This is a genomic window from Arthrobacter dokdonellae (assembly GCF_003268655.1).
GTDB lineage: Bacteria > Actinomycetota > Actinomycetes > Actinomycetales > Micrococcaceae > Specibacter > Specibacter dokdonellae.
In genome coordinates this window covers 2,380,406-2,406,540 of sequence record NZ_CP029642.1, presented here as the reverse complement: position 1 = coordinate 2,406,540, position 26,135 = coordinate 2,380,406, and the positions used below count along the sequence as shown (strand labels likewise).

The window sequence follows — 26,135 nt, the reverse complement described above, 5'->3', positions numbered from 1 at the left end:
CCAGCGGTCAGGTCCAGGCGGTCAGGGATTCGGCGCCTTCGGCGGAGTCACCTTCGGTGTCGGGATCGTTATTTTCGGCGGCACGGGCTGGGGCGCCGGGGCGCGCGTGGCCGCGGGCGGCGCCTGGGTGGCCGGTGCGGCGGGGGCCTGTGTCTGTGGCTGTGTGTCTCCCGGAGCCGGCTGCTCCTGGGTCGCCGGTGCAGGCACGCCGCTGCCGGCCATGGGGTCGTTGGAGCCGGCAACCAGCGGCGCAGTCTGGCTGAGCATGCTCGCCGGCGGTGCCGTCAGCGGGTCGACCTGGTAGGCGGAATTGCCGGCGGCGGCGTTCATGACCGCGGCCCAGTTGGAGCCGGCCAGCTGGTTACCGTCAATATTCGGGTAGTAGACGCCGTTGATGGTGATGTCTTGGTTGACCCACTGGTCACCGTTTCCTTGGTAGCTGCCAAACCAGGCCGCCGTGGCGATGCCGGAGTTGGCGCCCACCGTCCAGGTCTCGACGTTGCCGTCCGTGGTGCCCGTCTTGGCGAAGGCAGTAGCTTTGTCATTGAGCGGGATGGCGTAGCCGGAACCGTGCACCAGCATGTACTGCAAGGCGTACGTCACGCCGGCGGCGACTTCCTTGCTCATGGTCCGCTGGCAGTTCGCCGTCGGGACGGGGTAGCTCTTTCCCGTCGAGTCGGTGATCGAGGTCAGGGCGATCGGCTCGCAGCGCACGCCGCCGTTGGCAAAGGTGGCATAGGCCGTGGCCAGATCGATCGGCGCCACGTTCTCGGAACCGATGAGGTTGGAGATCTTCGAGACGTCATACGGCTTGTTGGTGGTGCCGTTCTTCAAGCCCGCTGCCGTCGCCATCTTTTGGATGTTGCAGAAGTCCAGCTGCGTGGCGGTCTGGAAGGTGACGGTGTTGATGGAGATCGCCAGGCCCAGGTACGCCGTCATCGAGTAGTAGTGGTCCGGGTCGTCATTGGGGAGCAGGTTCGTGCCGCTCGCCGGGTCGTAGAAGCCCGTGGTGGAGCCACAGGAATTCTTCCACGGGTAGTTGGGCGGGTAGTCGCGCACGGACCCGTCAATGTTGGTCATCATGGAGTGCCCGCTCCTGAGCCATTCGGCAAACACAAACGGCTTGAACGTGGACCCGATCTGGAAGCCGCCGGAACCGTGCAGGGGCAGGCCGTTGGCGTCCTTGAGGGGAAGGGAAAAGTTGCCCATGTAGTTGCCCGGCTTCGTGGCCGGGTTGTACACGGTGTTTTGGGCCATCGTGAGGACCTTGCCGGTGCCCGGCTGGACACTGACGACGTCGGCCCCGCGCTGCAGGGGATCCGTGGGGCTCATGGTGTTGTCGACCCGCTCCTGCGCCACCTTTTGCAGCTTGGGGTCAAGGGTGGTCTTGATGGTCAGCCCGCCCTGGTACAGGAACTTGGCCCGGTCCTCCGGGGTGGAACCGTAGGCCGAATTGTTGAGCACCAGCTGCTGGACGTAGTCGCAGAAGTACGGCGCCATGGCCGCCGCGACACAGCCCTGTGTGGGCTTGTTCAGGTGCAGCTTCAGCGGCGCCTTCACGGCGGCGTCATGCTCCTTCTGGGTGATCTTCTTCTGGGCCAGCATTTTGCCCAACACCTCGTTGCGCCGAGTGACCACGTTGTTCGGGTGGGCCACCGGATCGTACACGGAGGGGCTGTTGACGACGCCGGCCAGCGCCGCGGCCTGCGGCAGCGTCAGGTTCTTGGCGTCGGTGTCGAAGTACAGTTTCGAGGCGGCCTGGATGCCGTAGGCGCCGTTGCCGAAGTAGATGAGGTTGAGGTAGCCCTGGAGGATGTCGTTCTTGGACGTCGTCTTCTCCAGGTCGATGGCCTGCTTCATCTCGTTGATCTTGTCAACGATGGTCTTTTGGGCGCCCAGCTTGGCCTGGTCGGTCTTCCCGGCCGTGACCAGGTTTTCAATGATCACGTTGTTCACGTACTGCTGGGTAATGGTGGAGGCGCCCTCGCGTCCGCCCTGGATCGTGGCCACGACGGCGCGCATGATGCCTGTCATGTCGATGCCGCCGTGGTCGTAGAACCGCGCGTCCTCAATGGCGACTATGCCGTTCTTGATGAACGGAGACATGTTGGCCAGGGACACTGTCTGGCGGTCCTGTTCATAGAATTTTGCGATCACGGAGCCGTCGTTGGCCAGCACGGTGGTGCCCTGCGCGGGGGCGTTGAGCTTCAGTGCGCCCGGGCTCGTGTTCAGAAAGGTGTCTGTGCCCGAGACGGCGGCGGTTGCAACGGCGCCGGCGGGCACCATCAGTCCTGCAACCAGGATCCCTGCCACGCCGCAGGCCACGAAGAGCTTCAGCAGGTTGCCCAAGGTCGAGCCGGTGTCCCTCCATATCGAAGAGATCTTTCTTCCTTGCGTTCCTCTGGGCATTCTTAGGAAGGCCTTCCTGTGCTGGCTCGCTGTTCGGCTGCGGTTGCGGGCCGGCGTGTCAATGACAAGCCGTACCGGTACTGGTGGTGTCGTGATCGGGCTGGGCGGCGGCATCCGGAAGGATGGCACAAGTGTAGTGTGCACCCTTTTGGTGGGAATTTCCTGAACGTGGCACACAAAAAGGGCTCACCCAATGCCCGTCCCGTGCCCGGCCGGAAGTATGCTTGCCTGCATGGCCAGATTCTTCGACATCCACCCCCACGATCCGCAGGCCCGCTCGGTGGCCCAGGTGGTGGCGCTGCTGCGCTCCGGCGGACTGATCGCCTACCCGACAGACTCCTGCTATGCGCTGGGAGCCCAGATCGGAAACCGCGAGGCGCTGGACCGGATACGGGCCATCCGCCACTTGGACAGCAAACACCACTTCACGCTGGTCTGCAAGGACTTTGCGCAGCTGGGACAGTTCGTCATGGTGGACAACGACATCTTCCGCAGCATCAAGGCCGTCACCCCCGGGCCGTACACCTTCATCCTGCCGGCCACCAAGGAAGTCCCCCGCCGCATGGCCCACCCCAAGAAAAAGACGGTGGGCGTGCGCATCCCGGACAGCCGCCTGATCCACGCCATCCTCGATGAGCTGGGCGAGCCGCTGCTCTCCAGCACGCTGCTGCTGCCCGATGAGGACGAGCCACTGACCCAGGGCTGGGAAATCAAGGAAACACTGGACAATGTGGTGGACGCCGTGATTGATTCGGGCGACGTCGGCGCCGAGCCCACCACGGTGGTCGACTTCTCCAGCGGCTATGCCGAAGTTGTGCGGCGCGGCATGGGCGACCCCACCCGGTTCGAATAGCCGAAAACTACCGGCCGGTACTCTGGCGACGGTCGTTGCGCAGTGCTTGACTGGTGGATACCCACCAGCCACTAATGAAGCCGCGAAAGATGAACACCCGTCCTGGCCTCCGCCATCCCGGCACAGTTGCAGGACCGCGCGGTCCGCTGCAGCGCCTCGCGGCCATGGCCGCGTGCGCCGCACTGGTTTTGGCCTCCCTGGCGTCGGGGCTCTTCTTCTCGCTGCCGGCACAGGCTGCCTCCCTCTCCGGCAACGATGTTTCGTGGCCCCAGTGCCCGACGTCGGCCGGCGGCAGCGGGCTTCCCCTCCCTCCCGACTCCGCCCAGTTCGTCATCATCGGCCTGACCAGGGGCCTGCCGTTCACTACCAATCCCTGCCTGTCCTCGCAGGTTGGCTGGGCGACGTCACGGAACAAGCCGGCACACGGCTACGCCATGGCCGCCTTCCCCACAGCCTCCCAGCTGGCCAGCTACAAGTCCCAGGGGCCGTGGTCAACAGCCACCCGGGCCGGGCAACTCTCCAATGCCGGCTACGCCGAGGCAACGGCCGCCGTCGCCGCCATGGCCGGCGCCGGGTTCCACCCGCCGGTCGTGTGGATCGACGTTGAGCCGCGCCCCGCGCAGCCGTGGCCGACGGCGACCGCCGCGCAGCAGCGGGAGAACCGCCTGGTGGTGGAGGGCCTGATGCGCGGACTTCACGACGCCGGATTCGCCTATGGACTGTATTCCTTTGCCTCTGGCTGGGCCGCCATCACCGGCTCCTGGCTGCTGCCGGGCGTCCCTGTCTGGGCCACGGCAGGGCGACTGGACTACCCCGCCGAAGCGCAGGACATGTGCACCAGGGCGAGTTTCTCCGGCGGCCACGTATACCTCTCCCAGTGGTACGACGACGTGCGCGACTACGACATCACGTGCAGCCCGTACACGTTCACGGCGCTGGCCATGCCCGGGTCCTCCCTGTCCGGTTCGACTGGCGATTTCAATGGTGACTGGAACAACGACGTGCTGGCACGCGTCAGCTCCACGGGTGAGCTGCGCCTGTACCCGGGCAACGGCAAGGGCGCTTTCACGGGAGGAACAAGGATCGGCTCCGGCTGGCAGGGCATGAGTGCCCTCGACACGGTGGGTGACTTCAACGGGGACGGGCGGACGGACGTGCTCGCGCGCGAAAGGTCCACGGGATACCTGTGGCTGTACCCGGGCAACGGCCACGGCGGATGGCTGCCTCCGGTGAAGGTGGGCAGCGGCTGGAACGGGTTCGGGACCATTCTGGGCCCCGGGGACTTCAACGGCGACCAAACGGCCGACGTGCTGGCCCGCGACGCCACCGGCGCGTTGTGGCTGTATCCCGGCAACGGCCGCGGCGGCTGGCTGCCGCGCGTCAAGGTGGGCAGCGGCTGGAACGCCTTCAACTCCATCCTGGGGCCCGGCGACGCCAATGGCGACGGCACCGCGGACATCCTGGCCAGGCAGGCCTCCACCGGCGAATTGTGGCTGTATCCCGGCAACGGTCGCGGCGGCTGGCTGCCCAGGGTCAGGGTGGGCAACGGTTGGAATTCGATGACGGCCCTCGCGGCCCCCGGAGACTTCAACGGTGACCGCACCCCCGATGTCCTGGCCCGGGATGCCGCCGGCAACCTGTGGCTGTACGCCCGCAGCGGCAGTGGGTCGTGGCTGCCCCGCACCCAGGTCGGCCGGGCCTGGAATTCCATCGACACGATATTCTGAGCGGCACACGGAATGGGAGGACCGCCAGGATGCGAATGGCAGGGAGGCTGGCGGTCCTGGCGGCGTGCGCGGCACTGCTGGCCGGTTGCGCGCCAGCCACGCCAGATCCCCCCGCAAACCCTCCCTACCCCTCCGCGCAGGCGGCCCTGCTGCAGGGCAACGACATTTCCTGGCCGCAATGTCCCGCGTCGGCCGGCGGCTACGGACTTCCCCTTCCACCGGACACGGCCCGGCTGTCCGTCATCGGCCTGACGAACGGGCTGCCGTTCACCGTCAACCCGTGCCTGGCATGGCAGGTCACGTGGGTCTCGAACGCGCGCGTGCCGGCCCATGCGTATGCCATGGCAGCGTTCCCCACCCCAACCCAGCTGCGCGCCCATAAGGCGGCGGGTCCGTGGTCCCCTGCCACCCGGGACGGCCAGCTGTCCAACGCAGGATTCGCCGAGGCAACGGCCGCGGTGGCCGCCATGGCCAAGGCATCGTTCCTGCCCTTCGTGGTGTGGATTGATGTGGAGCCGCACAAGCCGCAGCCCTGGCCGACGTCGAACGCCGCCCAGCGGCGCGAGAACCGGCTGGTGCTGGCCGGCCTGATGCGCGGCCTGCACGACGCCGGACTCGCCTACGGGCTGTACTCGTTCGCCTCAGGCTGGGAATCCATCACCGGGTCCTGGCAGCTGCCCGAGGTCCCTGTCTGGGCCACCGCCGGCCAAGTCTCCGCCGCCAAGGCCCGGGCCATGTGCACCAGGCCAAGCTTCTCAGGTGGCCATGTCTACCTTGCGCAGTGGTACGACGACGTCCGCGACCACGACGTCACCTGCGGACCGTACCGTTTCACGAGCCTGGCGGTCCCCGACCCCCCTGCGCCAGGGACCCTCCGGGGCCAGCCCGCAAGCTAGCCGGTGGCCGTTTGCTCTGGACGCGGCCGGGCGGGTTGGCTAGCGTGGAGCCAGCGCCGCCACCCCGTGCGGCGCACGGCACGTCGACGAAGGAGCTGCACATGGCTGTCAAGAGAACCACGCACGCCGGATACACCGTTCCCGGGCTCTCACTGCAGGACGGCCATCAGGTGGCGGCGATCCTGCAGCCCCGGCTGCACGCGCTCAACGACCTGGCCCTGACGCTCAAGCACGCCCACTGGAACGTGGTGGGCCGCGACTTCATCGGTGTCCACGAGATGCTCGATCCACAGGTCCTGCTGGTCCGGGCCATGGTCGATGAGACGGCCGAACGCATTGCCACGCTGGGCGTCTCCCCGAACGGGCTGCCCGGCGCCCTGGTGGAGGCACGCAGCTGGGACGACTACGCCATTGGCCGTGCCGGCACATCGGCCCACCTTGCCGCCCTTGACGTGGTGTACACCGGCTTCCTCAAGAGCCACCGGAAAGCCTTGGCGGAGATCGGCGAGCTGGACCCCATCACGGAAGACATGGTCATTGCACAGTGTGCCAAGCTGGAACTGTTCCAGTGGTTCATGCGTGCCCATTTGGAGGACGACGCCGGGGACCTCCTCAACGCCGGCGCCAAGACGGAGCGCTCAGCGGCCAGCAAGGCGAAGTAGGCGTCCGGTGGCCGAGCCCCGTCCGGTGGTCGAGCCCCGTCGAGACGCGGGACTCCCATATCCGCGAGTCGCCATTGTCACGGGGGCCGACCGGGGCATCGGCAAGGCTGTGGCCCTGGCGTTGGCGCGTGACGGCTTCAACGTCGGCTTCACCTGGCACGACGACGAGGCCGGCGCCGCCGACACGGCGGGACGCATCGGCAACCTTGGCCGCGCCAGCGCCTCCACCTGGCTGGACACGGCATCCCTGGCGGGTTGCGCCCCCGCCATCGCCGGTCTGGCCGACCGGCTCGGCGGACTGGGAGTTTTCGTCAACAACGTCGGCGTCGGGCTTAGCAAGCCGGTGCTGGACACCCCGCTGTCCGACTGGACACGCCTGCTGGACACTAACCTCAACGGCGCCTTTCTGTGCCTGCAGGAAGCCGCCCGCCTCCTGGTGGCCGGCGGGGCGGGCGGGCGGATGGTGGCCGTCACCAGCATTCACGCCCAGCAGCCAAAATACGGCTATGGGGCGTACTGCGCCTCCAAGGCCGGCCTTGACGGGCTGGTCAAGGTGCTGGCACTGGAACTGGCCGCCCACGGCATCACTGTCAACGCCGTGGCGCCCGGGGAAATCGCGACGCACCTGCCCGCCGCCGAAACCCGCCACCCGCATGACATCCCCCGCCCCGGCATCCCGCTCGGCCATGCCGGCACGGCGGCGGAGGTGGCCGAAGTCGTCGCGTTCTTGGTTTCCCCCGCGGCCGCCTACGTCACCGGCGCCAGCTGGGAGGTCGACGGCGGCATGGCCCGGATGGGCGCCCAGGCCAGTTCCGTTCTGCGCACGGACGGCTGGCGGACGGCGGAAGCCTGACACCGGCCGACGCCTCCGGCCACCCTCAGGGCAGCCTGCGGGCTGCGGACTTCTTCTTCGTCAACGCCGTCGCAGGTGCGGTCCACGGGTCATCCGGCCAGGGATGTTTGGGGTACCGCCCGCGCATCTCGGCCCGGACCTGCGCGTAGGGCCCGGACCAGAAGGAGGCGAGATCGTCCGTGACGGCCAGCGGATGGCCAGCTGGGGAAAGCAGGTGAAAGAGCACGGGTACGCGGTCCCCGGCCAGGCGCGGGGTGGCGGCCCAGCCAAAGCATTCCTGCAGCTTGACGGCGACCACGGGCCGGCCGCCGTCGGAATCCACCTCCGGATAGTCAATGCGGACCCGGGAACCGCTGGGCACCGCGAGCCGCTCCGGGGCCAGCTCGTCCATCCGGCCGGCTTCGGGCCATGGCAGCAGCCGGCGCAGGGCATCAACCAGGCCCACCGCGCCCGGAGAGCTGCCGGCCGCGACCGTCTCCAGCTCCGGCGCCAGCCATTCGTCCAGCCGTTCAAGAAGTGCTGCGTCGGATACGTCCGGCCAGGGCGCTCCAAGCTCCCGGTGCAGCAGGGCCAGCCGGCGCCGCAGCGCGTCCGCGGGTCCGTTCCAGTGGAGCAGTCCGAGACCATTGGACCGCAGCTCGGCCGCCACCGCCGCCCGGCCCTGCGCCGCGGTGGGCTTGACCGGCGTGGAGGCGAGCACGATGGCCCCCAGCCGGCGTTCGCTGCGCGCCGAGACCCTGCCGTTGCGGAATTCTGCCGTCACACCCTCGGACGCTAGATGCCGGGCCGCGGCCAGTGCGGTGCCCAGTCCCAGCGGCGCCGCGGAGCGGATGACCGCTCCGGTGCCCGCGGCGTCCCGGCCCTGTGCACGGGACACCTCGGCCACGGCAAGCCACTCCTGGCCGCTGAGCGGGCTCGCGGCCGGCAGTCCGGCGCGCGTGCCAGACGTGAAGAGGTAGCTGCCGGTTCCCGGAACCTGACGGGCCACCCGGTCCGGATAGGCCAGGGCGACCACGAAACCTGTGACTTCAGCGGCCGGCACCGTGGCGGCGGCCGGCAGGGCGGTGCCTCTTTGCCCGACTTTCTGCCCCCTTCCCTTGGGACCTGCTTCCTGGCGCACAATCCCTTCCATACGCCGGGTGTCTTCCTGCCACCGCCGGGCACCCGGGTCCCGGCCCGACCGCAGCGACGCCGCCAGCTGGGCCAGGTCCGCGCCCTGGGCGCGGTGGTCCCCGGAAACAAGGGCGACGGCCGCAGCCGCCTCACGTGGTCCGACGGCGGCAGCGCCGTCCAGGAGGGCGCGCGCCAGGCGGGGGTCGGCAGGGACGCGGGCCAGTGTCCTGCCGAGGGCCGTTGCCAGTCCCTCCCCGTCCACGGCGCCCAGCTCGCGCAGCGTTTCCACGGCATCGTCCATGGCGGCCTTCGGCGGGGCTGACGGCAACGCCAGCCCCGCCCCTCCGGGAGCACCCCAGCAGGAAAGCACCAGCGCGGCGTGTGCCAGGTCCGCCACGAGGATCTCCGGCGTCTGGTGGGCCGGCGCCGCGGCAAAGGCCTTTTGGTCGTAGCAGCGGACCACCGTACCCGGGCCCAGCCGCGCCGCCCGGCCCGCCCTCTGGTCGGCTGAAGCGCGCGAACAGGACGATGTGACCAGCCCGGACATGCCGCGGGCCGCGTCGCGCCGGGGTTCACGGGACAGCCCGGAGTCGATGACCAGCCGTACCCCGGGCACGGTGAGCGAAGACTCGGCCAGGCTCGTGGAGACGATGATCCGTGGCTCACCCCCTGCCGGGCGGCCGGACACGGCCCGGTCCTGCTCGGCCGGCGACGCCTGGCCGTGGAGTTCGAGCACGTCCGTGCCGCCCCGGCGCAGGCGTGCGGCTATGTACCCCACTTCATAGGCGCCGGGGGCAAAGACCAGCGCATCGGTGCCGGGCTCGGACCGCAGGGCCCGGGCGTGGGCCGTCGCGGCGGTGTCGGCCACATGGTCAAGAAATGCACGGGACACCCCGCGCCCGTCAAGCCGGGGTTCCGGCGACGGGGCCCATACAGTCGCGAGGGGAAACAGGACGGACGGCGAGTCGACCACGGGGGCCGGGAAGCCGGCGTCGTCCGCGAGCAATGCGGCGAAGCGCGCGGCCTCCAGGGTCGCGGACATCGCCACCAGCACCAGGTCCCCGCGCAGCTGGCGGACTTCGGCGAGCATGCCCACCAGCAGGTCCGTCTCGAGCCCGCGTTCGTGCACCTCGTCGAGCACCACGCCCCCGGTGGACTCGAGGCCGGCGTCGGCCAGGAGGCGGCGCAGCAGGATGCCGGGCGTTACGAATTCAACCAGCGTGTCCGGGCCGGCGTGGCGTTCGCCGCGGACGGTGTAGCCCACGCGGCCGCCGAGCGGACTGCCGTCCAGCGCGGCCAGCCGCCGGGCCGCGGCCCGCGCCGCCACCCGCCGGGGCTGGGTGACCACCACGCGCCGTCCGCCCAGCAGGTTGGCGAGCAGCGGCGGGACCAGCGTGGTCTTGCCGGTTCCGGGCGGGGCCTGGACGACGGCGGCGCCGCCGGGGGCTGCGGCTGCGCCGCCGGGAGCTGCGGTATTCAGGGCCGCAGCGAGGCGGTCCAGGGATGCGGCAAAGGCCAGGCCGCGGCCGATCGTCTCCAGGTCAAAGGCTTTGGCCATCGGCTCAGCCGATCTGCAGTTCGCCCATCTCGCCCCAAAAATCACCGTCCACCTTGCGCGACACGATCCGCGGCGTCGAGAGCAGGGCCGGGCGCATGGCCTCCAGGCCGGCCTTGAAGTGGGCGCTGTTGACGTGCGCGCCGGCGGCGTCGTCGTCCAGGAAGGCCTCCACCAGGACAAACTCGGCCTGGTCCTCCACGCTGCGCGACCAGTCAAACCAGAGGTTTCCGGGCTCCTGCCGGGTGGCCTCGGTGAACGGGCCCACCAGGTCCATGAAGCGGTCGGTGTAGTCGGGCTTGGTCTGGAATTTCACGACGATGAAGTACATGCCATCCAGCTTAGGCGAACTGCACGGACGGGCCATCTACCAGCCGCGTCCGCGCCATGCCGGCAGGGACGGGCGCTCGGCGCCAAGGGTGGTGGCGTCGCCGTGGCCGGGCAGCACCACTGCGTCGTCGGGGTAGGCCCCGAACAGGCGTTCCTCGACGTCGTCCAGCAGGGACGTAAACCGCTCGGGATCGTTTTCGGTGTTGCCGACGCCGCCCGGGAAGAGGGAGTCGCCGCTGAAGATCAGCGTGGTGCCGCCGTCGGCCAGGACGTAGGCCATGGATCCGGGCGTGTGGCCGCGGAGGTGGACCGCGTGAAGGCTGATTCCGCCTGCCTCCAGCACGTCGCCGTGTCCCAGCAGCCGGTCGACGGCCACCCCGGATTCTGCTTCGATGCCGGTGGCGTCGTCCCGGCCGGCCGCGGTGGGAACGCCGTCGGCAATTTCGGCCAGGGCCCGCACGTGGTCCCAGTGCCGGTGCGTCGTGGCGACGAGCTCCAGGGCGGCGGGGACCGCGGAGTCGCCCGCCGCGTCGCCGAGCATGCGCCGGATGGCCGGGACGTCGTCGGCGGCGTCGATCAGCACCTGGGCGCCGCTTTGCCGGTGCGTGATGAGGTAGGCGTTGTTGGCCATGGCGGATACCACCGTGCGGCGGACGGTGACGGTGGGCAGCTCGTGGATGAGGGAGGTCGGCTCTGTCATGGGCCAAGCCTAGCGGCCGAGGGGCCCCGCACGAGCGGAGCGAGTGTGGGGAGGCCGGTAGGCGCTAGCGGCCGAGGGGCAGCCGCCTTCAGGACAGCACGTCCTTCGTGGCGAAGCGCCCGTAGGCCAGCGCCCCGAACACCAGCACGTAGCCCAGCTGCAGCACGGCATTGTTTCCAAACGACGTCCACTCGACGGGCTGGCGCAGCAGGTCGGCGAATCCGAGCCACCAGTGGCTGAACAGCCAGGGGTGCAGCCAGTCCAGCTGGGGCAGCGTGTCGAGCACCTGCGCGGCGATGGCCAGCACAATGGTGGCCGCCATGGCACCGACGGGCACGTCGGTCAGGGTGGAAATGAACAGACCCACGGCGGCCAGCCCGAGCAGCGATACGCAGACATAGGCGCCCACCAGCAGAATCCTGCCCCCCGCCGTCCACGCGTCGACCAGCTCTCCGGAGAGCAGGGGCACCGGGCCCGACGGAAACAGGGCCAGGCCGGCCACGGTGCCGGCAAGCAGCACGGCTGCCGTGGCGGCCGCGCAAAAGACCGCGGCCCCCACATATTTCACCAGAAGCAGGCGCGCCCGCCCGGCCGGGGCCGCCAGCAGGTAGCGCAGGGTCCCGAGACTGGCCTCCCCCGCGATGGTGTCCCCCGCGACCACGCCCACGGTCAGCGGCAGGAACAGTGGGGTGCACAGCACCAGGGCCGTCAACACCACGAACAGGCCGTTTTGGGTGATCCGGTCCAGAAACGCAGGGCCGTGCCCGGCGCTGCCGCTTTCCGTGAGTCTGACGGCAATGGCGATCAGCACCGGAATTGCCGCCAGGGCCGCCAGCATGGCCCAGGTCCGGCGACGGCGGAACATGACAGAGAGCTCGGAGACCAGCAAGGGCCACGTCCTGGCACGCGTGCGGCGTACGGGCACGTCGGCCGGAATATTGTCAGCGTGCAACGTCGAACCCCTCCCCCGTCAATTCCACAAAGCGGTCCTCGAGGCTGCCGCTTTCCACGCTGAAGCCGCGGACGCGGATGCCGTCCCGGACCAGGGCGGCCACAATGTCCTCGGGCCGGGGCATGCCGTCCTGGGCCGCGTCCACCGCCCCCGGGAGCTTCGCAGTGACGGGCGGTCCGTCCGTGCCATCCGCCCCAGCCGCACCTGCCGTGGTGTTCGTGGCCGGGCCGGGGACCAGGCCAAGCCCGGCGAGGACGCGGCGGGCGGCTCCGGCGTCGGGCGTGCGGACCACGACCAGCGGCTGGCCCGCCGCACGCAGCCCGGCCAGGGTCCCCTGCGCCACAAGGCGCCCGGCACGCATGACGGCCGCGTGCGTGCAGATTTGTTCCACCTCGGCCAGGAGGTGGCTGGAAACAAAGACGGTGGTGCCTTCCGCGGCAAGGGACCGGACCAGGTTCCTGACCTCGCGGGTGCCCTGCGGGTCCAGGCCGTTGGTGGGCTCGTCCAGCACCAGCAGTTCGCGCGGGCGCAGCAGGGCATTCGCCAGCCCCAGCCGCTGCTTCATGCCCAACGAGTAGGCCTTGACCTTCTTCGATGCCGCATGCTGGAGGCCTACCCGTTCCAGCGCCTCCCCCACCCGCTGCCGGCGGGTGGGGCGCGGCGAATGCGGGTCCGCGGTGTCCAGCCGGTGGAGGTTGGCGGTGCCGGAGAGGAAGGGGTAGAACGCCGGGCCCTCCACGAGGGCGCCCACCCGGGGCAGGACGGCGTCGAGGCTGCGCGGCATGTCCTGGCCCAGCACGCTCACCGTCCCGCTGGTGGCGTTGGCCAGTCCGAGCAGCATGCGGATCGTGGTGGTCTTTCCGGAGCCGTTGGGGCCGAGGAAGCCAAACACGGCGCCGGCCGGGACGCGCAGGTCCAGGCCGTCGACGGCAGTTTGGCGGCCGAACCGCTTGGTCAGTCCACGCGTCTCGATGACGGCGGGACCCTCACGCCCCCTGCCCGCGCCGTCGCGGTCAGTGGCTTGGATTTCCGAGGCGGCTTCTTCCGGCGGGCCGCTCACTTCGCGGCCGCGGCCTGCTGCAGCGCGGCCAGCGGGACAGCGCCAGCGAACAGTGCGCCGTCAGGGGTGATCAGGACGGTGAACAGCGGGGTGGAGAGAGCGTGCCCGCCGGCGACCGGCTCCAGCAGCTGTGCGAGGGCCGGCGAGGCGGAAAGGCTGGCCGGAACGGTGCCGGAAGGTGCCTCTGCGATGGTCGCCCAGCCGTTGCCGGACGCTGCCACCTTCGGCGCCGCGCCCATCTTGGCCGCTGCGCCCGGCGTTCTCTCCGTCAGCGGGGCTGCAACATGTCCCGGCAGCGGGGCTGCACCCGGGACGGGCACCCCGGGCTGCATGGGAACGGCCGGCGCGGTCTTCCTGGTGACGCTGGTGCCCGGAGGCGGGGTGAACACGAAGATGGAGGCCGGCGGGGCCGTGAGCTCCAGCTTGCTGAAGCCGATCGCCAGGGCCGCACTGTCCTGGCCGCGTGCGGAAACGGTGACCCGCAGCGGCAGTCCGGTCGCGGCATCCACGGCGATGGACACCTTGCCGATGAGCGTCCCGCCGCTCCGCGGCACGAGTTGCAGGACGTACGCGGCATGGCCGGCAACTTTGGTGTTCGCGCCAAGGCTAAGCTGCGTGGTCGGGTCTAGGTCCTTGACCAACCCTGCTGCCAGCGCGGCGGGGGTCCGCACGGCATCCGGAGTGTGCTCGGTGAAGCCCGGCGTCAGTGCCTTCGGCAGCCGCGGGTTGGGCAGCGTCAGTTCGGTGGCAGTGTTCTTGCCGGAGTCGTACGTCCACACGGTGGTGCCGTGGCGGATGACGTCCCGCTCGGCCAGCTTGTCCAGGACCTGCACCCGCTGGTTGCCCGCGCCGTCCAGGTAGACGCGCACGGTGTGCGGCGCCGTCAGGAACCCCACCAGCTGGCTGATGTTGGAAGCTGTCAGGAGATTCGCCACGGCCGGTGAACTTCCGGAAGCGGCAGTGCCGTCCGGCGCCGGCGAGCCAAGGCTTGAGGAGCCGGACGTGCCGGGCCCAAGGTCGGGCAGCTGCGGCAGGCCCAAGTTGGCGGTCTCTTCGAGCGTCCCGGAGAGCTGGTGCACCTGGCTGCCGACCATCAGGGCCAGGACCTGCTGCGGTGTCTTGCCCGGCAGGTCGACCCGGGCTGACGCCTGAAGGGGGCCGGCGAGCACTGCCGCGGCGATGACCGCCGGCATGGCCGCGGCCGGCATCCACCGAATCCATCGACGTTTCATGACCGCCCCTCCGCTGTTGGCGTGCGCATCCCACCAGCTTACGCCGCTGCCGCCGCCAGGAGCTGGGAATTTCCTGTCATGTGCGGCGGCAGGCTGTGGGCCGGGTCGCGGAGCCGCAGGCTGTGCGCCGGGTCGCGGAGCCGCAGGCTGTGCGCCGGGCCCGGTTTCTCGTGGTGGCCCGGTTGTAGGGTGGCATCATGACGCGCAGCGGCGGTTTTGGGCAGCACCTTTGCAGGGCCGGTACATGACCCGGATCGCCGTCGTCATTCCGTGCCGCAACGACGCCGCCATGCTTCAGTCCTGTCTGGCCCTGCTGGCGCTTCAGGATAGGCCGGCGGACCGGATCATCGTGGTGGACAATGCCAGCACGGACAACACGGCCGAAGTCTGTGCGGCCGCCGGGGTCCAGCGGATCCTCTCCGCACCGCCGGGCATTGCGCCCACCTCTGCCCGCGGGTTTGATGCCGCAGCCCAGTCCGGTGCGGCAATCCTGGCCCGGCTGGATGCCGATTCACGGCCGCCCGCAGGCTGGCTGGCACGGCTGGAGAACACCCTGGAAGAGGCGGGGCCGTTGTCTCTCGTGACCGGGCCGGGCGACTTTTACGGCGCAAACAAGCTGGTTTGCGGGCTGGGGCGCACGCTCTACCTGGGCGGCTACTTCCACGCAGTGGGCTTCCTGCTGGGCCATGTGCCCGTCTTCGGCTCCAACTTCGCCATGACCGCCGACGTTTGGGCGAGAATCGGCCCCCGCGTGCTGCGCGGTTCGCCCCTGGTCCACGACGACCTCGACATCTCCTACCGCGTGCGCCCGGACATGCAGGTGCTCTTCGACGCCGGGATGCGCATGCCTGTTTCCGCCCGGCCCTTCCGGTCGTGGGGCGCCTTGGGCCTGAGGCTGTCCATGGCGTGGGCGACGCTCCGCTGGGAGTTCCGGGCCGAGCCGCCACTGCGCCGGCGCCGGGAACGACGCCGGCCGCCCGGGCAGCAGGGTCCGTGAACTGCCTGGGGGGCCGGCCGGCTCCCGGTCCGGCCGCGCTTCAGGCTGCCCGCGCAAAGAGGGCCAGCAGGTCCCGGCTCAGCTGGTGCGGCGAGGTCTCGCACGGGCTGTGACCCGAACGGTAAACGGCCAGGCTCGCCCCGATGGACGCGGCGAAGCCGGCGTGCAGGCGGGTGGGCCAAAGATCGTGCTCGCCCACGGCGACCAACTTGGGCAGCGGCGCGCCGGCGAGCACCTTCGTGAGGTCGGGGCTGTGCTGCATGAGTCCGACCATGTCGCGTACCGACTGGCGGCGCGTGAGCTGGAAACGGTCCCTCACAAAGCGCAGCCTGCCGGCCGGCACAGGGATGACATTGGCCTTGATCCCCCAGATCATCAGGGCCGCCCCGGTCCGGCCTCCTGCCAGGCCGGTCAGCGGGCCGATCCTGCTGATGCCGCGAAAGCTTTGCCCGGCAAGCGGCGGACACCCGAGCAGGGTCAGGCTCGCAAACAGGTCCGGTTGCTTGGCCAAAGCGAGACCGGCGACAATGCCGGCGAACGAATAGCCCACCACGTGCGCCGGCCTTTCGGCCTTGGCGGCGGCGTCGCGCAGCACCGCCACGAGATCGTCCGTAAAGAGTGCGTAGCTGTAGTGAAGGCGGGCGGGCGTGAGGTTTTCGGGGCCGGCCCCGGCAGATTCGTACTGGCCGGACAGGTCAAAGCTGATGGCGTTATAGCCGGCCCCGGCCAGGATGGGCATCATGAGGGCGAAGTCTTCCTTGGAACCGGTGGCGCCGGGAACCAGGACCACGGGCTGCCCTGCCGGGTCGCCCAGCTGGGCCATGGCCAGCGAACCGCTCGGTGCGGCAAAGGTGCAGCGGTTGAATTCACTGGGAAGCCGGGCCCAATCAAAGTCCTGCAGTTTGGCGTCCAGCTGTTCTGCGGAATCCAGTGTGGGGTCTTCCTGTTCGGCCATTGCGCTACTTCCGGTCCTGGTCGGGGCGGCCCGGGCGGACATCCGGGCGAGGGCTTAGTGCGCCACCTTGCTTACAAAGGATTGTAGGCGCCGGTACACCTCCTGGGATTCAGGGAAGCGGAAGTTTTGCTGCCAGGTGTGTTCGGTGTTGGGACTGTTCCAGCCGTACACCATCTTCTCGACCACGACCCCGTGGCGTTCCAGGCTGGCGATCAGGTTCAGGTTGGCGGTGTAAAAGAAATCCCGCTCCGATGTGGTGATGAACACCGGCGGACAGCGCGAGTCCAGCCACTCGATGGGCGACATGTAGTGGGCGGCCTCACGCAGGGGCAGCCTGTCCTTGGCGTCGCCGCCCGTGGGGATGAGCATGCGGATGAAGTTCAGGCTTAACACGAAACCCGGATCGAAGCACACCGAGAAGTCCGCCACGCTGCAGTGCTGCACCAGGCCCCTGAGGTGTGCTGCCGGCAGTGCCGGTGCCAGGTCATAGTGGCGGGCCAAAAGCGGGCGAAACGTGGCGGCCGTTATAAGCGCCGCGACCTGGCCGCCAGCCGAGTCGCCGCCAAGCACCACGCGGAGGGGGTCCCCGCCAAAACGTTCGATGTTGTGCCGCACCCAGCCCAGCGCCGCGTTGGCGTCCTGCAGCACGTGGCCCAGATGGAACCGGGGCGCCTTGCGGTAGTTGACGTTGACCACCACCATCCCGGCCGCGGCCTGGCTGGCACAGTACTTGGTCAGTGAGGCCTTGTCCCCCGAGGTCCATCCTCCACCGTGAAAGTACACATACACGGGCAGCAGTCCCTGGGGAGCGGGGTCGGGCGCCATGACGTCAAGCCGCTGGGCAGCGGAGGCCTCATGACCCGTAAAGTCCATTTCCGGCCAATGCTGCACACTGGCAACGGGGTCCACATTGAAACGCGATATTTCACCGTCCCGAACGGCGCGCATGAGCAGCCTCCACGCCCAGACGGGAACCCGGCGCAGCACCAGCCTGGCACGCCGTCCGAAAGCAAAGGTGCCGCGGGGACCACCAGGATCAGGGCCTTCCATGGGACAAGGGTACGCCGCGCGTCAGGGACGGACCTGAATCACCAGATGCCCTGCGCGCAGGCGGATCTGCGCGCAATGCATTCCCGCGGCCGTGTTGCACATCGGCCACGTGACTGAACGCAGGCACGGCGCGGGACTAAGTTGTGGTCAAGACCGATTCATTTAGTCGGTTTTGTCATATCGGAAAAGCAATAAAAGCAATCCGCATTCGGCGGAGGCTGGATCACCAGCCTGATCCTGGGCGTTGTCGGCGCAATCGTCGGCGGCCTGGTTGTCGCAGGCATTTACGGCGCAATCACCGGCCGCTCCAAGTCGGCCGCCTAACCGCCTATCAAACGTTTATGTCAAGGTGGACCGGCACCCGTGGGTGCCGGTCCACCTCCACGTCCACTAGGCGTCCCTGGGGCGCCAGACGCCGAAACGGTTTCCCTGCGGGTCGACCAGGTGGGCGAACTCAATGGCACCGTTGTCGACGAGGGGGACGGCAACGGTGGCGCCCAGGCTGACGGCCTTTTCAATGCTCTCGGCGACATCGTCCACCTGGACGTAGAAGATTGCCCAGTTCCCTCCCCCCATCGTCGAAGTGTCCCATAGGCCGCCACGGTCGCCGTCGACCATGCTGTAACGGGCCTCGGAGGGCGGACCGACGGGCCAGTTGAACATTCCCGAATAGAAGGCGGTGCTGGCCGCCGGGTCAGGGGTGCCGACTTCAAAATAGTTGACGGAGTTGGACATGGCGAACCTTCCGGGAGCATGGGATGGATTCCTGCCCCACCAGCTTCCCTCCGCCGGCGCGCCGGCGCAAGGGATTCACCCCTCCAGCGGCGGCCTAGGGTGCAAGGGTGAAGAGCCGGCGCACCACCCGGCCGTCGGCGAGCGCGTCCAGTCCTTCGTTGATCTCCGCCAGCGGCCTGGTGTCGGTGTGCAGCAGTTCCACCGGGAGGCGGCCATCGCGCCACATTTGGAGGTAGGCGGGAATGTCCCGGGCGGGGTTGGCATCCCCCATGTACGAGCCGAGCAGCCGCTTGCCCATGCCGGCAAACTGCAAGGCCTGCACGCTCAGCACCTGGTCCGGATGCGGCAGCCCTACGGAGACCAGCGCGCCGCCGCGGGTGAGCAGGCCCAGGCAGGATTCCATGACCCGGGCGCTGCCCACGGCCTCGATGGCCACGTCGACGCCGTCGCCCGCGTGTTCGGCGACGAGGGCTTCGGCATCGGCCGGGGCACCGGCCGCGCGTGCGCCGCAGCGCGCCGCGAGCGCCTGTTTTTCCGGGAGGGGGTCGATGGCGATCACCGTTGTCCCGGCAACCTGCGCGGCGCCCATGACGGCCATGAGACCCACGGCGCCGAGGCCAAACACGATGACTGATTCTCCGCCGGACACCTTGGCCGAGTTAAGCACCGCCCCGATTCCCGTCAGGGCGGCACAGCCGAACATGGCGGCAATGTCGAAGGGGACGTCGTTGTCGACCACGACTGCGGATTCCCGGGCCACCACGGCGTAGTCCGAGAAGGCGGAGACGCCCAGGTGGTGGTTGATCCGCTCCCCGTCCACGGTCCGCAGCACTGCCTCCCCGTGCAGCAGGTCGCCGCTTCCGTTGGCCGCCGCGCCGCGGTGGCACAGAGCCGGCCGGCCGGCGTCGCAGGCGCGGCAGTCCCCGCAACCGGGCACAAACACCATGACCACGCGGTCGCCGTCCTTCACGTCCGGGACGCCGGGCCCGACGGCGGCCACGGTCCCGCTGGCCTCGTGCCCCAGTGCCATGGGCAGCGGGCGGACCCTGGAGCCGTCCACCACGGACAGGTCGGAATGGCACAGGCTGGCCCTCTCGATCTTGACGAGCAGCTCCCCCGCCCGCGGCGCGGGCACCGGAATCCGTTCCAGGACCAGGGGACGGCTCCCGGCGTAGGGCCGGGCTGCCCCCAGGGAATGAAGCACGGCGCTGGTCATCAACTGATCCGTCATGGATCCCAATGTACCCCCGCCCGGCCGGGCACCGAAGGGCCGGGGAATAGTCGGGGCAACACGGGGCGTTGACGCCAACGGAACCCATTCCCGATCTTGGAGCTGCATGTGAACCTGTTTTCCCCCGTGACCCTCGGCGACCTCGAACTGCCCAACCGGCTCGTCATGGCGCCGCTGACCCGTTCCCGCTCCGGCCGCGACGGCGTCCCCGGCGACGATGTCGTGGAGTACTACCGCCAGCGTGCCTCCATGGGCATGCTGGTCAGCGAGGGGACGTACCCGAGCTTTGCCGGCCAGGGCTTTGTGCGCCAGCCGGGGCTCGTCACCGCGGATCAGCTTGCCGGCTGGAAGCGCGTCACCGACGCCGTCCATGCGGAAGGCGGGCTGATCATTGCGCAAGTGATGCATGCCGGGCGGGTCACGCATCCCGGAAACACGGGCGGCCGCGAGGTGGTGGCGCCCAGCGCTGTCGCCGTCGACGGGCTCACGCGCACCTATGACGGCAAGGCCCCCTACCCGGTGCCGCACGCCCTCACCACTGAGGAGCTGCCCGCCGTCATCGAGGAATTCGTGCAGGGGTCCCGCAACGCGATGGCAGCCGGGTTTGACGGCGTGGAACTCCACGGCGCCAACGGCTACCTCCTCCACGAGTTTCTGGCGCCGTCCGCCAACCGGCGCACCGACGCGTACGGCGGCCGGCCGGAGAACCGCGCCCGGTTCGTCGTCGAGACCGTCACAGCCGTGGCAGCCGCCATCGGTGCCGGGCGGACCTGGCTGCGCATCTCCCCCGAGCACAACGTCCAGGGCGCCCTGGAGACGGACGCCTCGGACACGCTGGCGACGTACCGGGCCCTGCTTCAGGAAATTGCCCCGCTGGGGCTGGCCGGGCTGAGCATCCTGCACTCGGATCCCTCAGGGTCCCTGGTCCAGGAACTGCGCGCAGCCTTTGGCGGCCCGTTCCTGGTCAACACCGGCTTCGGCACCATCACCACGCTCGAGGACGCGCAGGCCGTCGCCGCCCACGGCTGGGGCGACGCCGTGGTGGTGGGCCGCCCCGCACTGGCGAACCCCGACCTTGTCCGCCGCTGGAGCGAGGGGCTGCCCCTCAATGAGCCCGACCGCGCCACGTTCTACACCGAGGGTGCCTCGGGGTACACGGACTACCCGTTCTGGGCGAACTAACACTCCGAAACAGGTCCTTCCAGCGTATAACGTTCGACGGCGGCGCCCCGGCGGGTGCCGCCGTCGAACTTTGCGCTGCACATGCCTTCCGGCCGCGCAAGTCGGGCACGCAACAAAGGGAAATATTCCTTAGCCATTTCAGTCCCGCCGGGGGCACTCTGGGTATATGAGCACACCACGCACCTCGGTCCCCGTCCTGGATCTGTCCGCCGCACGCACCCCGGACGGGCAGTTCGCCCCGGCCTTCATCGACGCCCTGCGCGACGCCGCCCACAACGTCGGTTTCTTCCAGGTCACCAACTACGGCGCCGGGCCCGGCCAGGCGCAGGAGCTCCTGGACACGCTGGCCGGGTTCTTCCGCCTGCCGCTGGAGCAGCGCCTGGAGCTGGACAACCGCACCTCCGCACAATTCCGCGGCTACACGCGGCTTGGCACCGAGATCACCCGCGGCCGCGCCGACTCCCGCGAACAAATCGACTTTGGCCCGGACCGCGAACCGCTGGCGCAGGTGCCGGCGGACAAGCTTTTCCTGCGCCTGCAGGGACACAACCAGTGGCCTGCGCAATACCCCGAACTGGAACGGGCCGCAGGGCAGTGGGCGGCGCTCATGTCGGGCATTGGCGCGGAGCTGCTGGCCGGCATCAGTGCCGTCCTGGGCCTGCCGGAGGACTACTTTGCCGAACCGTTCGCCGGGACCCCGGCATGGATGGGCAAGCTGGTCCACTACGTGGGCGGCCAGGTGCCGGAAGCGGGCACCCAGGGCGTGGGGTCCCACGCCGACTACGGCTTCGTGACCCTGCTGCTGCAGGACGGGGTGGGCGGACTGGAAGTCCAGCCACACGGCCAGGAGGACTGGATCGCGGTCGAACCCATCCCGGGCGCCCTGGTGGTGAACCTGGGCGAGATGCTGGAAGTCGCCACCAACGGCTACCTCATGGCCACCATCCACCGCGTCACCGCGCCCGCGCCCGGCGTGGACCGCTACTCCGTGCCGTTCTTCTGGTCGCCGCGGCTCGACGCCGTCATCGACACGGTGCCGCTGCCGGCGGAACTTGCCGCGGAGGCCCGCGGCGTCACCGACGACCCCGAGAACCCCATGCTGTCCTCCTACGGCGCCAACGTGCTCAAGGGCTGGGTCCGGGCCCATCCGCAGACGGCGGCCATCCATTACCCCGAACTGGGCGGATAACCGGACATGGACGCCCCGTCCGCGGCCATGGCAGGCAGCGCCGCCACCGCCATCATGGACTGGCGGCTGCGCACCTTCGAGCTCTACTCCCAGGTGCGCGGCACGGCCCGGAGCGACGGCGCCGCAGCGGCCCACGCGCTGTGGGTCCGGGAGCGGGACGCACTGTTCGCCAGCCACCCGGCGTCGGCCCTGAGCGAGGAAAAGAAGGCCCGCTTCCGGGGGCTTGCGGTGGCGCCCTACGACCCCGCCTTCCGCTTCGACTGCCAGCTCTTGCCCGAAGGGGCCGGGGAGGAAATGCTGGTGCGCACCGGCACCGACGGCACGGTCCCGTTTGAACGGCTGGGCACCTTCAGCATCACCGGCGTGGGATCCCTGGCGGCGTGGCGGCTGCGCAGCTACGGCGGCGGCATCTTTGTCCCGTTCCGGGACGCCGGCTCCGGCAAACCCGGCGGCAGCTACGGGGCCGGCCGCTACCTGATCGACACGATCAAGGGCGCCTACCTGGGGCACGCCGACGGAGCGTTCACCCTCGACTTCAACTTTGCGTACAACCCGTCCTGCGCCTATGACGGTGCCTGGGCGTGCCCGCTGCCCGGGCCGGACAACCGGGTGGCCGCGGACGTTCCGGCCGGGGAGCTGTATCTGCCGGAGCTGGCCGGCTGATCACCACGTCGAACAGCTTGGACGGCACGGAAATCAGGCGGTCACCCTCCTAATGAAGGACTGCATGCGCCCGTACACCTCCTGGGATTCCGGATAACGGAAGTTCTGCTGCCACGTGTGCTCGGTGTTGGCGCTTTTCCAGCCATAGACGAGGGAATCCACGGGAACCCCGTGCTGGGAGAGCCTGTCGATGAAGTTCATGTTGGAGGTGTAGAAGAAATCCCGCTCCGAGGTGGTGATGAACACCGGTGGGCAACGGGAGTCGAGCCACTCGATGGGTGACATGTAATGGGACTCCTCCCGCAGCCTGTGTTTTTCCTTCCAGCTGCCCTTGCCCTGTCCGTCGTGGGGCAGGAGCATGCGGATGAAGTTCAGGCTCAGCACAAAGCCCTTGTCGAAGAACACGGAGAAGTCGACGATGCTGCAATGCTGCACGAGTCCCTTGAGCGAGTTGGCTGGCAAGGCCGGTTTCAGCGCATAATGTTCGGCCAGTTCCGGACGAAACGTGGCCGCAGCCGTGAGCGCGGAAATCTGTCCGCCCGCGGAGTCCCCGCCGAGGACTATCCGCCGGGCGTCCCCGCCAAATTCTCCAATGTGGGCGCCGACCCAGGCAAGGGCCGCATTGGCGTCCTCCAGGACGTGGCCCAGATGAAAATGCGGTGCCATGCGGTAGTTCAGGTTGACCACCACCAGGCCGAATGCTGCCTGGCTCGCGCAGTACTTCGTCAGCGAAGCCTTGTCGCCGGACGTCCAGCCTCCCCCATGGAAGTAGACGTACACCGGCAGGTGGCCCTCCGCGGCACGTTTGCCGTCCGGTGCGATGACGTCCAGCCGGTGCCAGCGGATATGGTCGCCCACGAAGTCAATGTCGTGCCACTGCAGAACCCCGGCGACGGGATCCACATTGAGATGCTGCCGCTCGCCCTTGCTGATCGCGTGCATGTACATGCGCCAAACCCACACGGGCACCCGGCGCAACATGCCCCGGACCATGCGGCCGGAGGAAAATGCGCTGCCAGACCCATCATGAACCCTTTCGCCCATATCTAAACGTTAAGCCTTACCGCGAGGTTCCGGCTGTGAAATCCACGCATCCTCTTCGGTTTGGGCGCCGTCGGATCCATCGTTTGGTACACCACCACAAAGAGCACCACCATGAAGGCTGACGGCAAGGTTGCGCTCATCACGGGCGCCTCGACATCCTGGTCAGCAACGCCGGCCGCGCCATGCACGGACCGGCCTTGCGCCGGACACGGCGGAATGCGCCGCCTCCCTGGTGCTCGAGGCCATCGAAACCGAACAGGCGGAACCCTTCGCCGCCAAGACTGCCGGACTGCCGAAGCCGTAGCGCGCCTGGGAGCTACGGCGCCACAGCGGCGGCATGGTCCGCCAGGACCGCCATGGCCGCATTGTGCCCGCCGATCCCGCTCACTCCGCCGCCCCGCCGTGCCCCGGAGCCGCACAGGAAGATCCGTTCATGGCCCGTGTCCACGCCCCACCGCCGGGCGGGGGTGTCGCGTGGGGCCCCGTCCTCCAGAAACGGCCAGTCCAGCGGGCCGTGGAAGATGTTGCCGCCGGGCATGTTCAGGGCCTGCTCCAGGTCAAGCGTCGTCTTGGTCTCCACGCAGGCGTTGCCGTCGGCATCCCTGAGCAGCAGGTCCTCGACGGGTTCGGCCAGCACCGAATTCAGCGATGCCAGCACCGCTGCCTGAAGCTGTGCCCGCATGGCCCCGTTGTTCGCCCCCGTGAGCCATCGGTGCGGGGTGTGGAGCCCGAAGGCAGTCAGCGTCTGCGCCCCGGCGCCGGCGAGTTCGGGCGAGAGGATGCTGGGGTCGGTCAGGGAGTGGCAGTAGATTTCGCACGGCAGCGGCGCCGGAACGGCCCCGCCGGCTGCTGCCCGGAAAGACTCCTCCAAGTGCCCGTACCCTTCATTGATGTGGAAGGTCCCGCCAAAGGCGGCAGCCGGTGAAACGGATTCGTCGCGCAGCCGCGGCAGCCGGCGCAGCATGAGGTTGACCTTGACCTGGGCTCCCTCCGGGCCGTGAACGCCTGCCTCCGCTTCGCCCAGCAGACCCCGGAGCACGGCCGGGGCCACGTTGGCGAGCACGTGGCGCCCGGCGACCACAGTGTCCGTGCCGGAACGGCGGAACGTGACCTCGCCGTCGTCGGCCACGCGGGTCACGAGGGCTCCCGTCAGGAGCCGGGCGCCGGCGTCGCGGGCCGCCCGCTCGAGTTCGGCGGTGACAGCTCCCATGCCGCCGATCGGGAGGTCCCAGTCCCCTGTTTCGTTGCCGATGACGTGGTAGAGGAAGCAGCGGTTCGCGGCCAGGGACGGGTCCTCCAGCGAGGTGAACGTGCCGATCAGGGCGTCGGTGGCGACCAGTCCGCGCACGGTGTCGTTGCTGAAGCGGGCGGTGATGGCCCGGCCGATCGGCTGTTCGACGAACTCGTCCCAGAGGGCGTCGTCGCCGAGCAGGCGGCGCGCCTCGGACCGGGTCGGCAGGGGTTCGCAGACGGTCGGGAAGAGGGCCCGGGCGAGGCGTGCGGTGTTGGCGTGGAAACCGGCAAGGGCCTCATAGTCCGCCCCGGCGCCGAGCCCGGCGAAGGATGCCCGGCTCGCTCCTGCGTCGCCGTGGTCCACGAGGAGTCCGGCCGCCGTGCCTCCGGGGTCCGGCGTGTAGGAGGAAAAGCGGCGCCTGGCCAGCTGCAGGTCCAGCCCCAGTTCGCCGATGATGCGCTTGGGCAGCAGGCTCACCAGGTAGGAATAGCGGGACAGCCGCGCGTCCACGCCCTTGAAGGCCGTGGCGGAGACCGCGGCCCCGCCAAGGTGCCCATCCCGTTCCAGCAGCAACACGCCCTTGCCGGCCCGGGCCAGGTACGCGGCCGCCGTCAGCCCGTTGTGCCCGCCGCCGACAATGACGACGTCGTGGGTGGTGGGGGTCATGGACTCACCTTTCGCGTGGGCGCGGTTCCGAGCCGCCGTCCAGGAAGGCCTCGATGCGCCGGAGGTCCGCGGGCGCAATGCCCCGCCGGGGATCCGGCGAGATGCCCAGAATACCCCGGCCCAGGATGGACATCCACGCGGCGGCCGACTCCTCGTAGTCGAGCTGGTCGTCGATCCACACCGCGCGCCGCGGGCTGCGCCGTTCAATGTCCCGCTGGATGGCCTCCAGCTTCCACCAGCCGGCGCCGCCGGACTGCTCGCCGGCACGCAGCACGGGCCATTTCCGCCCGTCGAGGCCGATGGCCCGGCACAGGTACCTGGGCGCGAGGTCCTCCCAGCTGGTCAGCCACACAAAGCGCACGCCGGGCCGGGCGGAGAGCCGGTTGAGTTCGCCGACCAGCCCCGGCGCGTAGTGGATGCCCAGCATCCCGATGTCCACGTACTCAAACGCGGATTCCCAGTCGGAGCGTTCCCCGGGGCCGAACGGGCAGAGGACCCCGTCCACGTCCAGGTAGACGGCGGCGCGGGCCGCGTCAGTCATCGCCGGTCACCTCACGCCGCTGCACCTCGAGCAGCTCGATTCCCGGGCGGTACGCCACGTAACGTTCGACGGCGTCGAGCACCTCCACCGTGTGGGCCCGGTCCGCTGCCACCAGGGCGGCCCCGATGACGGCGCGCCGGTGCAGATCCTGCAGCCCCACCTCGGCGACGGAAACGTCAAAGCGCCTGCGCACCTCCGCAATCACGGGGCGCAGCACGGACCGCTTTTCCTTGAGCGAATGGACGTCGCCCAGCAACAGGTCACATTCAATCCAGCCGATCCACATAGCTCCATCGTCCTCCTGCA

The 26,135-nt window shown here is 69.3% G+C and carries 24 protein-coding genes and 1 pseudogene; 10 read left to right on the top strand and 15 right to left on the bottom strand.

Annotated features, from left to right (window positions below):
- Positions 1–21: 21 nt before the first annotated feature.
- Positions 22–2,349, bottom strand: coding sequence for a transglycosylase domain-containing protein (locus DMB86_RS10730; protein WP_227878313.1), 2,328 nt, complete (start codon positions 2,347–2,349; stop codon positions 22–24).
- A gap of 292 nt (positions 2,350–2,641) precedes the next feature.
- Between DMB86_RS10730 and DMB86_RS10725 the strand changes: the two genes are divergently transcribed.
- The 5 genes from DMB86_RS10725 (at position 2,642) to DMB86_RS10705 (ending at position 7,400) form a co-directional block, all read left to right on the top strand.
- Complete coding sequence (locus DMB86_RS10725) at positions 2,642–3,262, top strand: L-threonylcarbamoyladenylate synthase (protein WP_113719489.1); 621 nt, start codon at positions 2,642–2,644, stop codon at positions 3,260–3,262.
- A gap of 89 nt (positions 3,263–3,351) precedes the next feature.
- A complete protein-coding gene (locus DMB86_RS10720) occupies positions 3,352–4,989 on the top strand; it encodes an FG-GAP-like repeat-containing protein (RefSeq protein ID WP_113717774.1) in 1,638 nt (545 codons plus the stop codon).
- 35 nt (positions 4,990–5,024) lie between these two features.
- Positions 5,025–5,885, top strand: coding sequence for a glycoside hydrolase family 25 domain-containing protein (locus DMB86_RS10715; RefSeq protein ID WP_113717772.1), 861 nt, complete (start codon positions 5,025–5,027; stop codon positions 5,883–5,885).
- Between the two features lie 101 nt (positions 5,886–5,986).
- Positions 5,987–6,547 carry a Dps family protein gene (locus DMB86_RS10710; RefSeq protein ID WP_113717771.1) on the top strand — a complete coding sequence of 187 codons (561 nt, stop codon included), beginning with the start codon at positions 5,987–5,989 and terminating at the stop codon, positions 6,545–6,547.
- Positions 6,548–6,554: 7 nt separating this feature from the next.
- The gene (locus DMB86_RS10705) at positions 6,555–7,400 is read left to right on the top strand and encodes an SDR family oxidoreductase (protein WP_227878312.1); all 846 of its coding nucleotides are present in this window, start codon (positions 6,555–6,557) and stop codon (positions 7,398–7,400) included.
- A gap of 25 nt (positions 7,401–7,425) precedes the next feature.
- Here DMB86_RS10705 and hrpB read toward each other — a convergent pair whose 3' ends face one another.
- From hrpB to DMB86_RS10675, 6 genes are all read right to left on the bottom strand, one after another.
- On the bottom strand, positions 7,426–10,071 hold the full coding sequence (gene hrpB / locus DMB86_RS10700) for an ATP-dependent helicase HrpB (RefSeq protein ID WP_113717769.1): 2,646 nt from the start codon (positions 10,069–10,071) through the stop codon (positions 7,426–7,428).
- A gap of 4 nt (positions 10,072–10,075) precedes the next feature.
- On the bottom strand, positions 10,076–10,399 hold the full coding sequence (locus DMB86_RS10695; protein WP_113717767.1) for a putative quinol monooxygenase: 324 nt from the start codon (positions 10,397–10,399) through the stop codon (positions 10,076–10,078).
- A gap of 36 nt (positions 10,400–10,435) precedes the next feature.
- A complete protein-coding gene (locus DMB86_RS10690) occupies positions 10,436–11,098 on the bottom strand; it encodes an MBL fold metallo-hydrolase (RefSeq protein ID WP_113717766.1) in 663 nt (220 codons plus the stop codon).
- An 88-nt stretch (positions 11,099–11,186) separates the two neighbouring features.
- Positions 11,187–11,963 (bottom strand): ABC transporter permease, encoded by a 777-nt coding sequence (locus DMB86_RS10685; protein ID WP_113719487.1) that lies wholly within the window; start codon positions 11,961–11,963, stop codon positions 11,187–11,189.
- Between the two features lie 76 nt (positions 11,964–12,039).
- On the bottom strand, positions 12,040–13,077 hold the full coding sequence (locus tag DMB86_RS10680; protein WP_113719486.1) for an ABC transporter ATP-binding protein: 1,038 nt from the start codon (positions 13,075–13,077) through the stop codon (positions 12,040–12,042).
- A gap of 29 nt (positions 13,078–13,106) precedes the next feature.
- On the bottom strand, positions 13,107–14,318 hold the full coding sequence (locus tag DMB86_RS10675; RefSeq protein WP_227878310.1) for a LolA family protein: 1,212 nt from the start codon (positions 14,316–14,318) through the stop codon (positions 13,107–13,109).
- A 268-nt stretch (positions 14,319–14,586) separates the two neighbouring features.
- On the opposite strand from DMB86_RS10675, the gene DMB86_RS10670 reads away from it, so the two are divergent.
- Complete coding sequence (locus tag DMB86_RS10670; protein ID WP_113717763.1) at positions 14,587–15,339, top strand: glycosyltransferase family A protein; 753 nt, start codon at positions 14,587–14,589, stop codon at positions 15,337–15,339.
- A 40-nt stretch (positions 15,340–15,379) separates the two neighbouring features.
- On the opposite strand, the gene DMB86_RS10665 is transcribed toward DMB86_RS10670, so the two are convergent.
- Complete coding sequence (locus tag DMB86_RS10665) at positions 15,380–16,294, bottom strand: alpha/beta fold hydrolase (RefSeq protein WP_113717761.1); 915 nt, start codon at positions 16,292–16,294, stop codon at positions 15,380–15,382.
- Positions 16,295–16,348: 54 nt separating this feature from the next.
- The gene (locus DMB86_RS10660) at positions 16,349–17,344 is read right to left on the bottom strand and encodes an alpha/beta hydrolase (protein WP_227878309.1); all 996 of its coding nucleotides are present in this window, start codon (positions 17,342–17,344) and stop codon (positions 16,349–16,351) included.
- Positions 17,345–17,554: 210 nt separating this feature from the next.
- Between DMB86_RS10660 and DMB86_RS21525 the strand changes: the two are divergent.
- Positions 17,555–17,668 (top strand): annotated as a pseudogene (locus DMB86_RS21525) (GlsB/YeaQ/YmgE family stress response membrane protein); the annotation flags it as partial.
- A gap of 66 nt (positions 17,669–17,734) precedes the next feature.
- Here the strand turns inward: DMB86_RS21525 and DMB86_RS10650 are convergent.
- Positions 17,735–18,079 carry a VOC family protein gene (locus DMB86_RS10650; protein WP_113717757.1) on the bottom strand — a complete coding sequence of 115 codons (345 nt, stop codon included), beginning with the start codon at positions 18,077–18,079 and terminating at the stop codon, positions 17,735–17,737.
- A 94-nt stretch (positions 18,080–18,173) separates the two neighbouring features.
- Entirely contained in the window at positions 18,174–19,295 is a 1,122-nt protein-coding gene (locus DMB86_RS10645) for an alcohol dehydrogenase catalytic domain-containing protein (protein ID WP_113717755.1), read from the bottom strand.
- Positions 19,296–19,475: 180 nt separating this feature from the next.
- Here DMB86_RS10645 and DMB86_RS10640 point away from each other — a divergent pair, with 180 nt between their 5' ends.
- From DMB86_RS10640 to DMB86_RS10630, 3 genes are all read left to right on the top strand, one after another.
- The gene (locus DMB86_RS10640) at positions 19,476–20,492 is read left to right on the top strand and encodes an alkene reductase (protein WP_236783370.1); all 1,017 of its coding nucleotides are present in this window, start codon (positions 19,476–19,478) and stop codon (positions 20,490–20,492) included.
- 166 nt (positions 20,493–20,658) lie between these two features.
- The gene (locus DMB86_RS10635) at positions 20,659–21,681 is read left to right on the top strand and encodes an isopenicillin N synthase family dioxygenase (RefSeq protein WP_113717753.1); all 1,023 of its coding nucleotides are present in this window, start codon (positions 20,659–20,661) and stop codon (positions 21,679–21,681) included.
- Between the two features lie 6 nt (positions 21,682–21,687).
- Positions 21,688–22,344: a DUF1684 domain-containing protein gene (locus DMB86_RS10630; protein WP_113717752.1), complete on the top strand. Its 657-nt coding sequence runs from the start codon at positions 21,688–21,690 to the stop codon at positions 22,342–22,344.
- 33 nt (positions 22,345–22,377) lie between these two features.
- On the opposite strand, the gene DMB86_RS10625 is transcribed toward DMB86_RS10630, so the two are convergent.
- The 4 genes from DMB86_RS10625 to DMB86_RS10605 all read right to left on the bottom strand — a co-directional run bounded on the left by DMB86_RS10625 (position 22,378) and on the right by DMB86_RS10605 (position 26,115).
- Positions 22,378–23,292, bottom strand: a complete 915-nt coding sequence (locus DMB86_RS10625; RefSeq protein ID WP_227878308.1) for an alpha/beta hydrolase — start codon at positions 23,290–23,292, stop codon at positions 22,378–22,380.
- Between the two features lie 412 nt (positions 23,293–23,704).
- Complete coding sequence (locus tag DMB86_RS10615; RefSeq protein WP_113717750.1) at positions 23,705–25,288, bottom strand: phytoene desaturase family protein; 1,584 nt, start codon at positions 25,286–25,288, stop codon at positions 23,705–23,707.
- 4 nt (positions 25,289–25,292) lie between these two features.
- Complete coding sequence (locus tag DMB86_RS10610; protein ID WP_113717748.1) at positions 25,293–25,829, bottom strand: HAD domain-containing protein; 537 nt, start codon at positions 25,827–25,829, stop codon at positions 25,293–25,295.
- On the bottom strand, positions 25,822–26,115 hold the full coding sequence (locus tag DMB86_RS10605; protein ID WP_113717746.1) for a DUF503 domain-containing protein: 294 nt from the start codon (positions 26,113–26,115) through the stop codon (positions 25,822–25,824). The genes DMB86_RS10610 and DMB86_RS10605 overlap by 8 nt, the downstream gene beginning before the upstream one ends.
- Positions 26,116–26,135: the final 20 nt, after the last annotated feature.

Excerpts from the sequence above, each read along its gene's own strand:
- DMB86_RS10640 (WP_236783370.1), top strand. The coding sequence starts at position 19,476 with ATGGCGCCGCTGACCCGTTCCCGCTCCGGCCGCGACGGCGTCCCCGGC.
- DMB86_RS10610 (WP_113717748.1), bottom strand. The coding sequence starts at position 25,829 with ATGACTGACGCGGCCCGCGCCGCCGTCTACCTGGACGTGGACGGGGTC.
- DMB86_RS10625 (WP_227878308.1), bottom strand. The coding sequence starts at position 23,292 with ATGTACATGCACGCGATCAGCAAGGGCGAGCGGCAGCATCTCAATGTG.
- DMB86_RS10605 (WP_113717746.1), bottom strand. The coding sequence starts at position 26,115 with ATGTGGATCGGCTGGATTGAATGTGACCTGTTGCTGGGCGACGTCCAT.
- DMB86_RS10660 (WP_227878309.1), bottom strand. The coding sequence starts at position 17,344 with ATGGAAGGCCCTGATCCTGGTGGTCCCCGCGGCACCTTTGCTTTCGGA.
- DMB86_RS10665 (WP_113717761.1), bottom strand. The coding sequence starts at position 16,294 with ATGGCCGAACAGGAAGACCCCACACTGGATTCCGCAGAACAGCTGGAC.
- DMB86_RS10695 (WP_113717767.1), bottom strand. The coding sequence starts at position 10,399 with ATGTACTTCATCGTCGTGAAATTCCAGACCAAGCCCGACTACACCGAC.
- DMB86_RS10675 (WP_227878310.1), bottom strand. The coding sequence starts at position 14,318 with ATGCCGGCCGCGGCCATGCCGGCGGTCATCGCCGCGGCAGTGCTCGCC.
- DMB86_RS10630 (WP_113717752.1), top strand. The coding sequence starts at position 21,688 with ATGGACGCCCCGTCCGCGGCCATGGCAGGCAGCGCCGCCACCGCCATC.
- DMB86_RS10715 (WP_113717772.1), top strand. The coding sequence starts at position 5,025 with ATGGCAGGGAGGCTGGCGGTCCTGGCGGCGTGCGCGGCACTGCTGGCC.
- DMB86_RS10635 (WP_113717753.1), top strand. The coding sequence starts at position 20,659 with ATGAGCACACCACGCACCTCGGTCCCCGTCCTGGATCTGTCCGCCGCA.
- DMB86_RS10615 (WP_113717750.1), bottom strand. The coding sequence starts at position 25,288 with ATGACCCCCACCACCCACGACGTCGTCATTGTCGGCGGCGGGCACAAC.
- hrpB (WP_113717769.1), bottom strand. The coding sequence starts at position 10,071 with ATGGCCAAAGCCTTTGACCTGGAGACGATCGGCCGCGGCCTGGCCTTT.
- DMB86_RS10725 (WP_113719489.1), top strand. The coding sequence starts at position 2,642 with ATGGCCAGATTCTTCGACATCCACCCCCACGATCCGCAGGCCCGCTCG.
- DMB86_RS10690 (WP_113717766.1), bottom strand. The coding sequence starts at position 11,098 with ATGACAGAGCCGACCTCCCTCATCCACGAGCTGCCCACCGTCACCGTC.
- DMB86_RS10685 (WP_113719487.1), bottom strand. The coding sequence starts at position 11,963 with ATGTTCCGCCGTCGCCGGACCTGGGCCATGCTGGCGGCCCTGGCGGCA.
- DMB86_RS10670 (WP_113717763.1), top strand. The coding sequence starts at position 14,587 with ATGACCCGGATCGCCGTCGTCATTCCGTGCCGCAACGACGCCGCCATG.
- DMB86_RS10650 (WP_113717757.1), bottom strand. The coding sequence starts at position 18,079 with ATGTCCAACTCCGTCAACTATTTTGAAGTCGGCACCCCTGACCCGGCG.
- DMB86_RS10645 (WP_113717755.1), bottom strand. The coding sequence starts at position 19,295 with ATGACCAGCGCCGTGCTTCATTCCCTGGGGGCAGCCCGGCCCTACGCC.
- DMB86_RS10720 (WP_113717774.1), top strand. The coding sequence starts at position 3,352 with ATGAACACCCGTCCTGGCCTCCGCCATCCCGGCACAGTTGCAGGACCG.
- DMB86_RS10710 (WP_113717771.1), top strand. The coding sequence starts at position 5,987 with ATGGCTGTCAAGAGAACCACGCACGCCGGATACACCGTTCCCGGGCTC.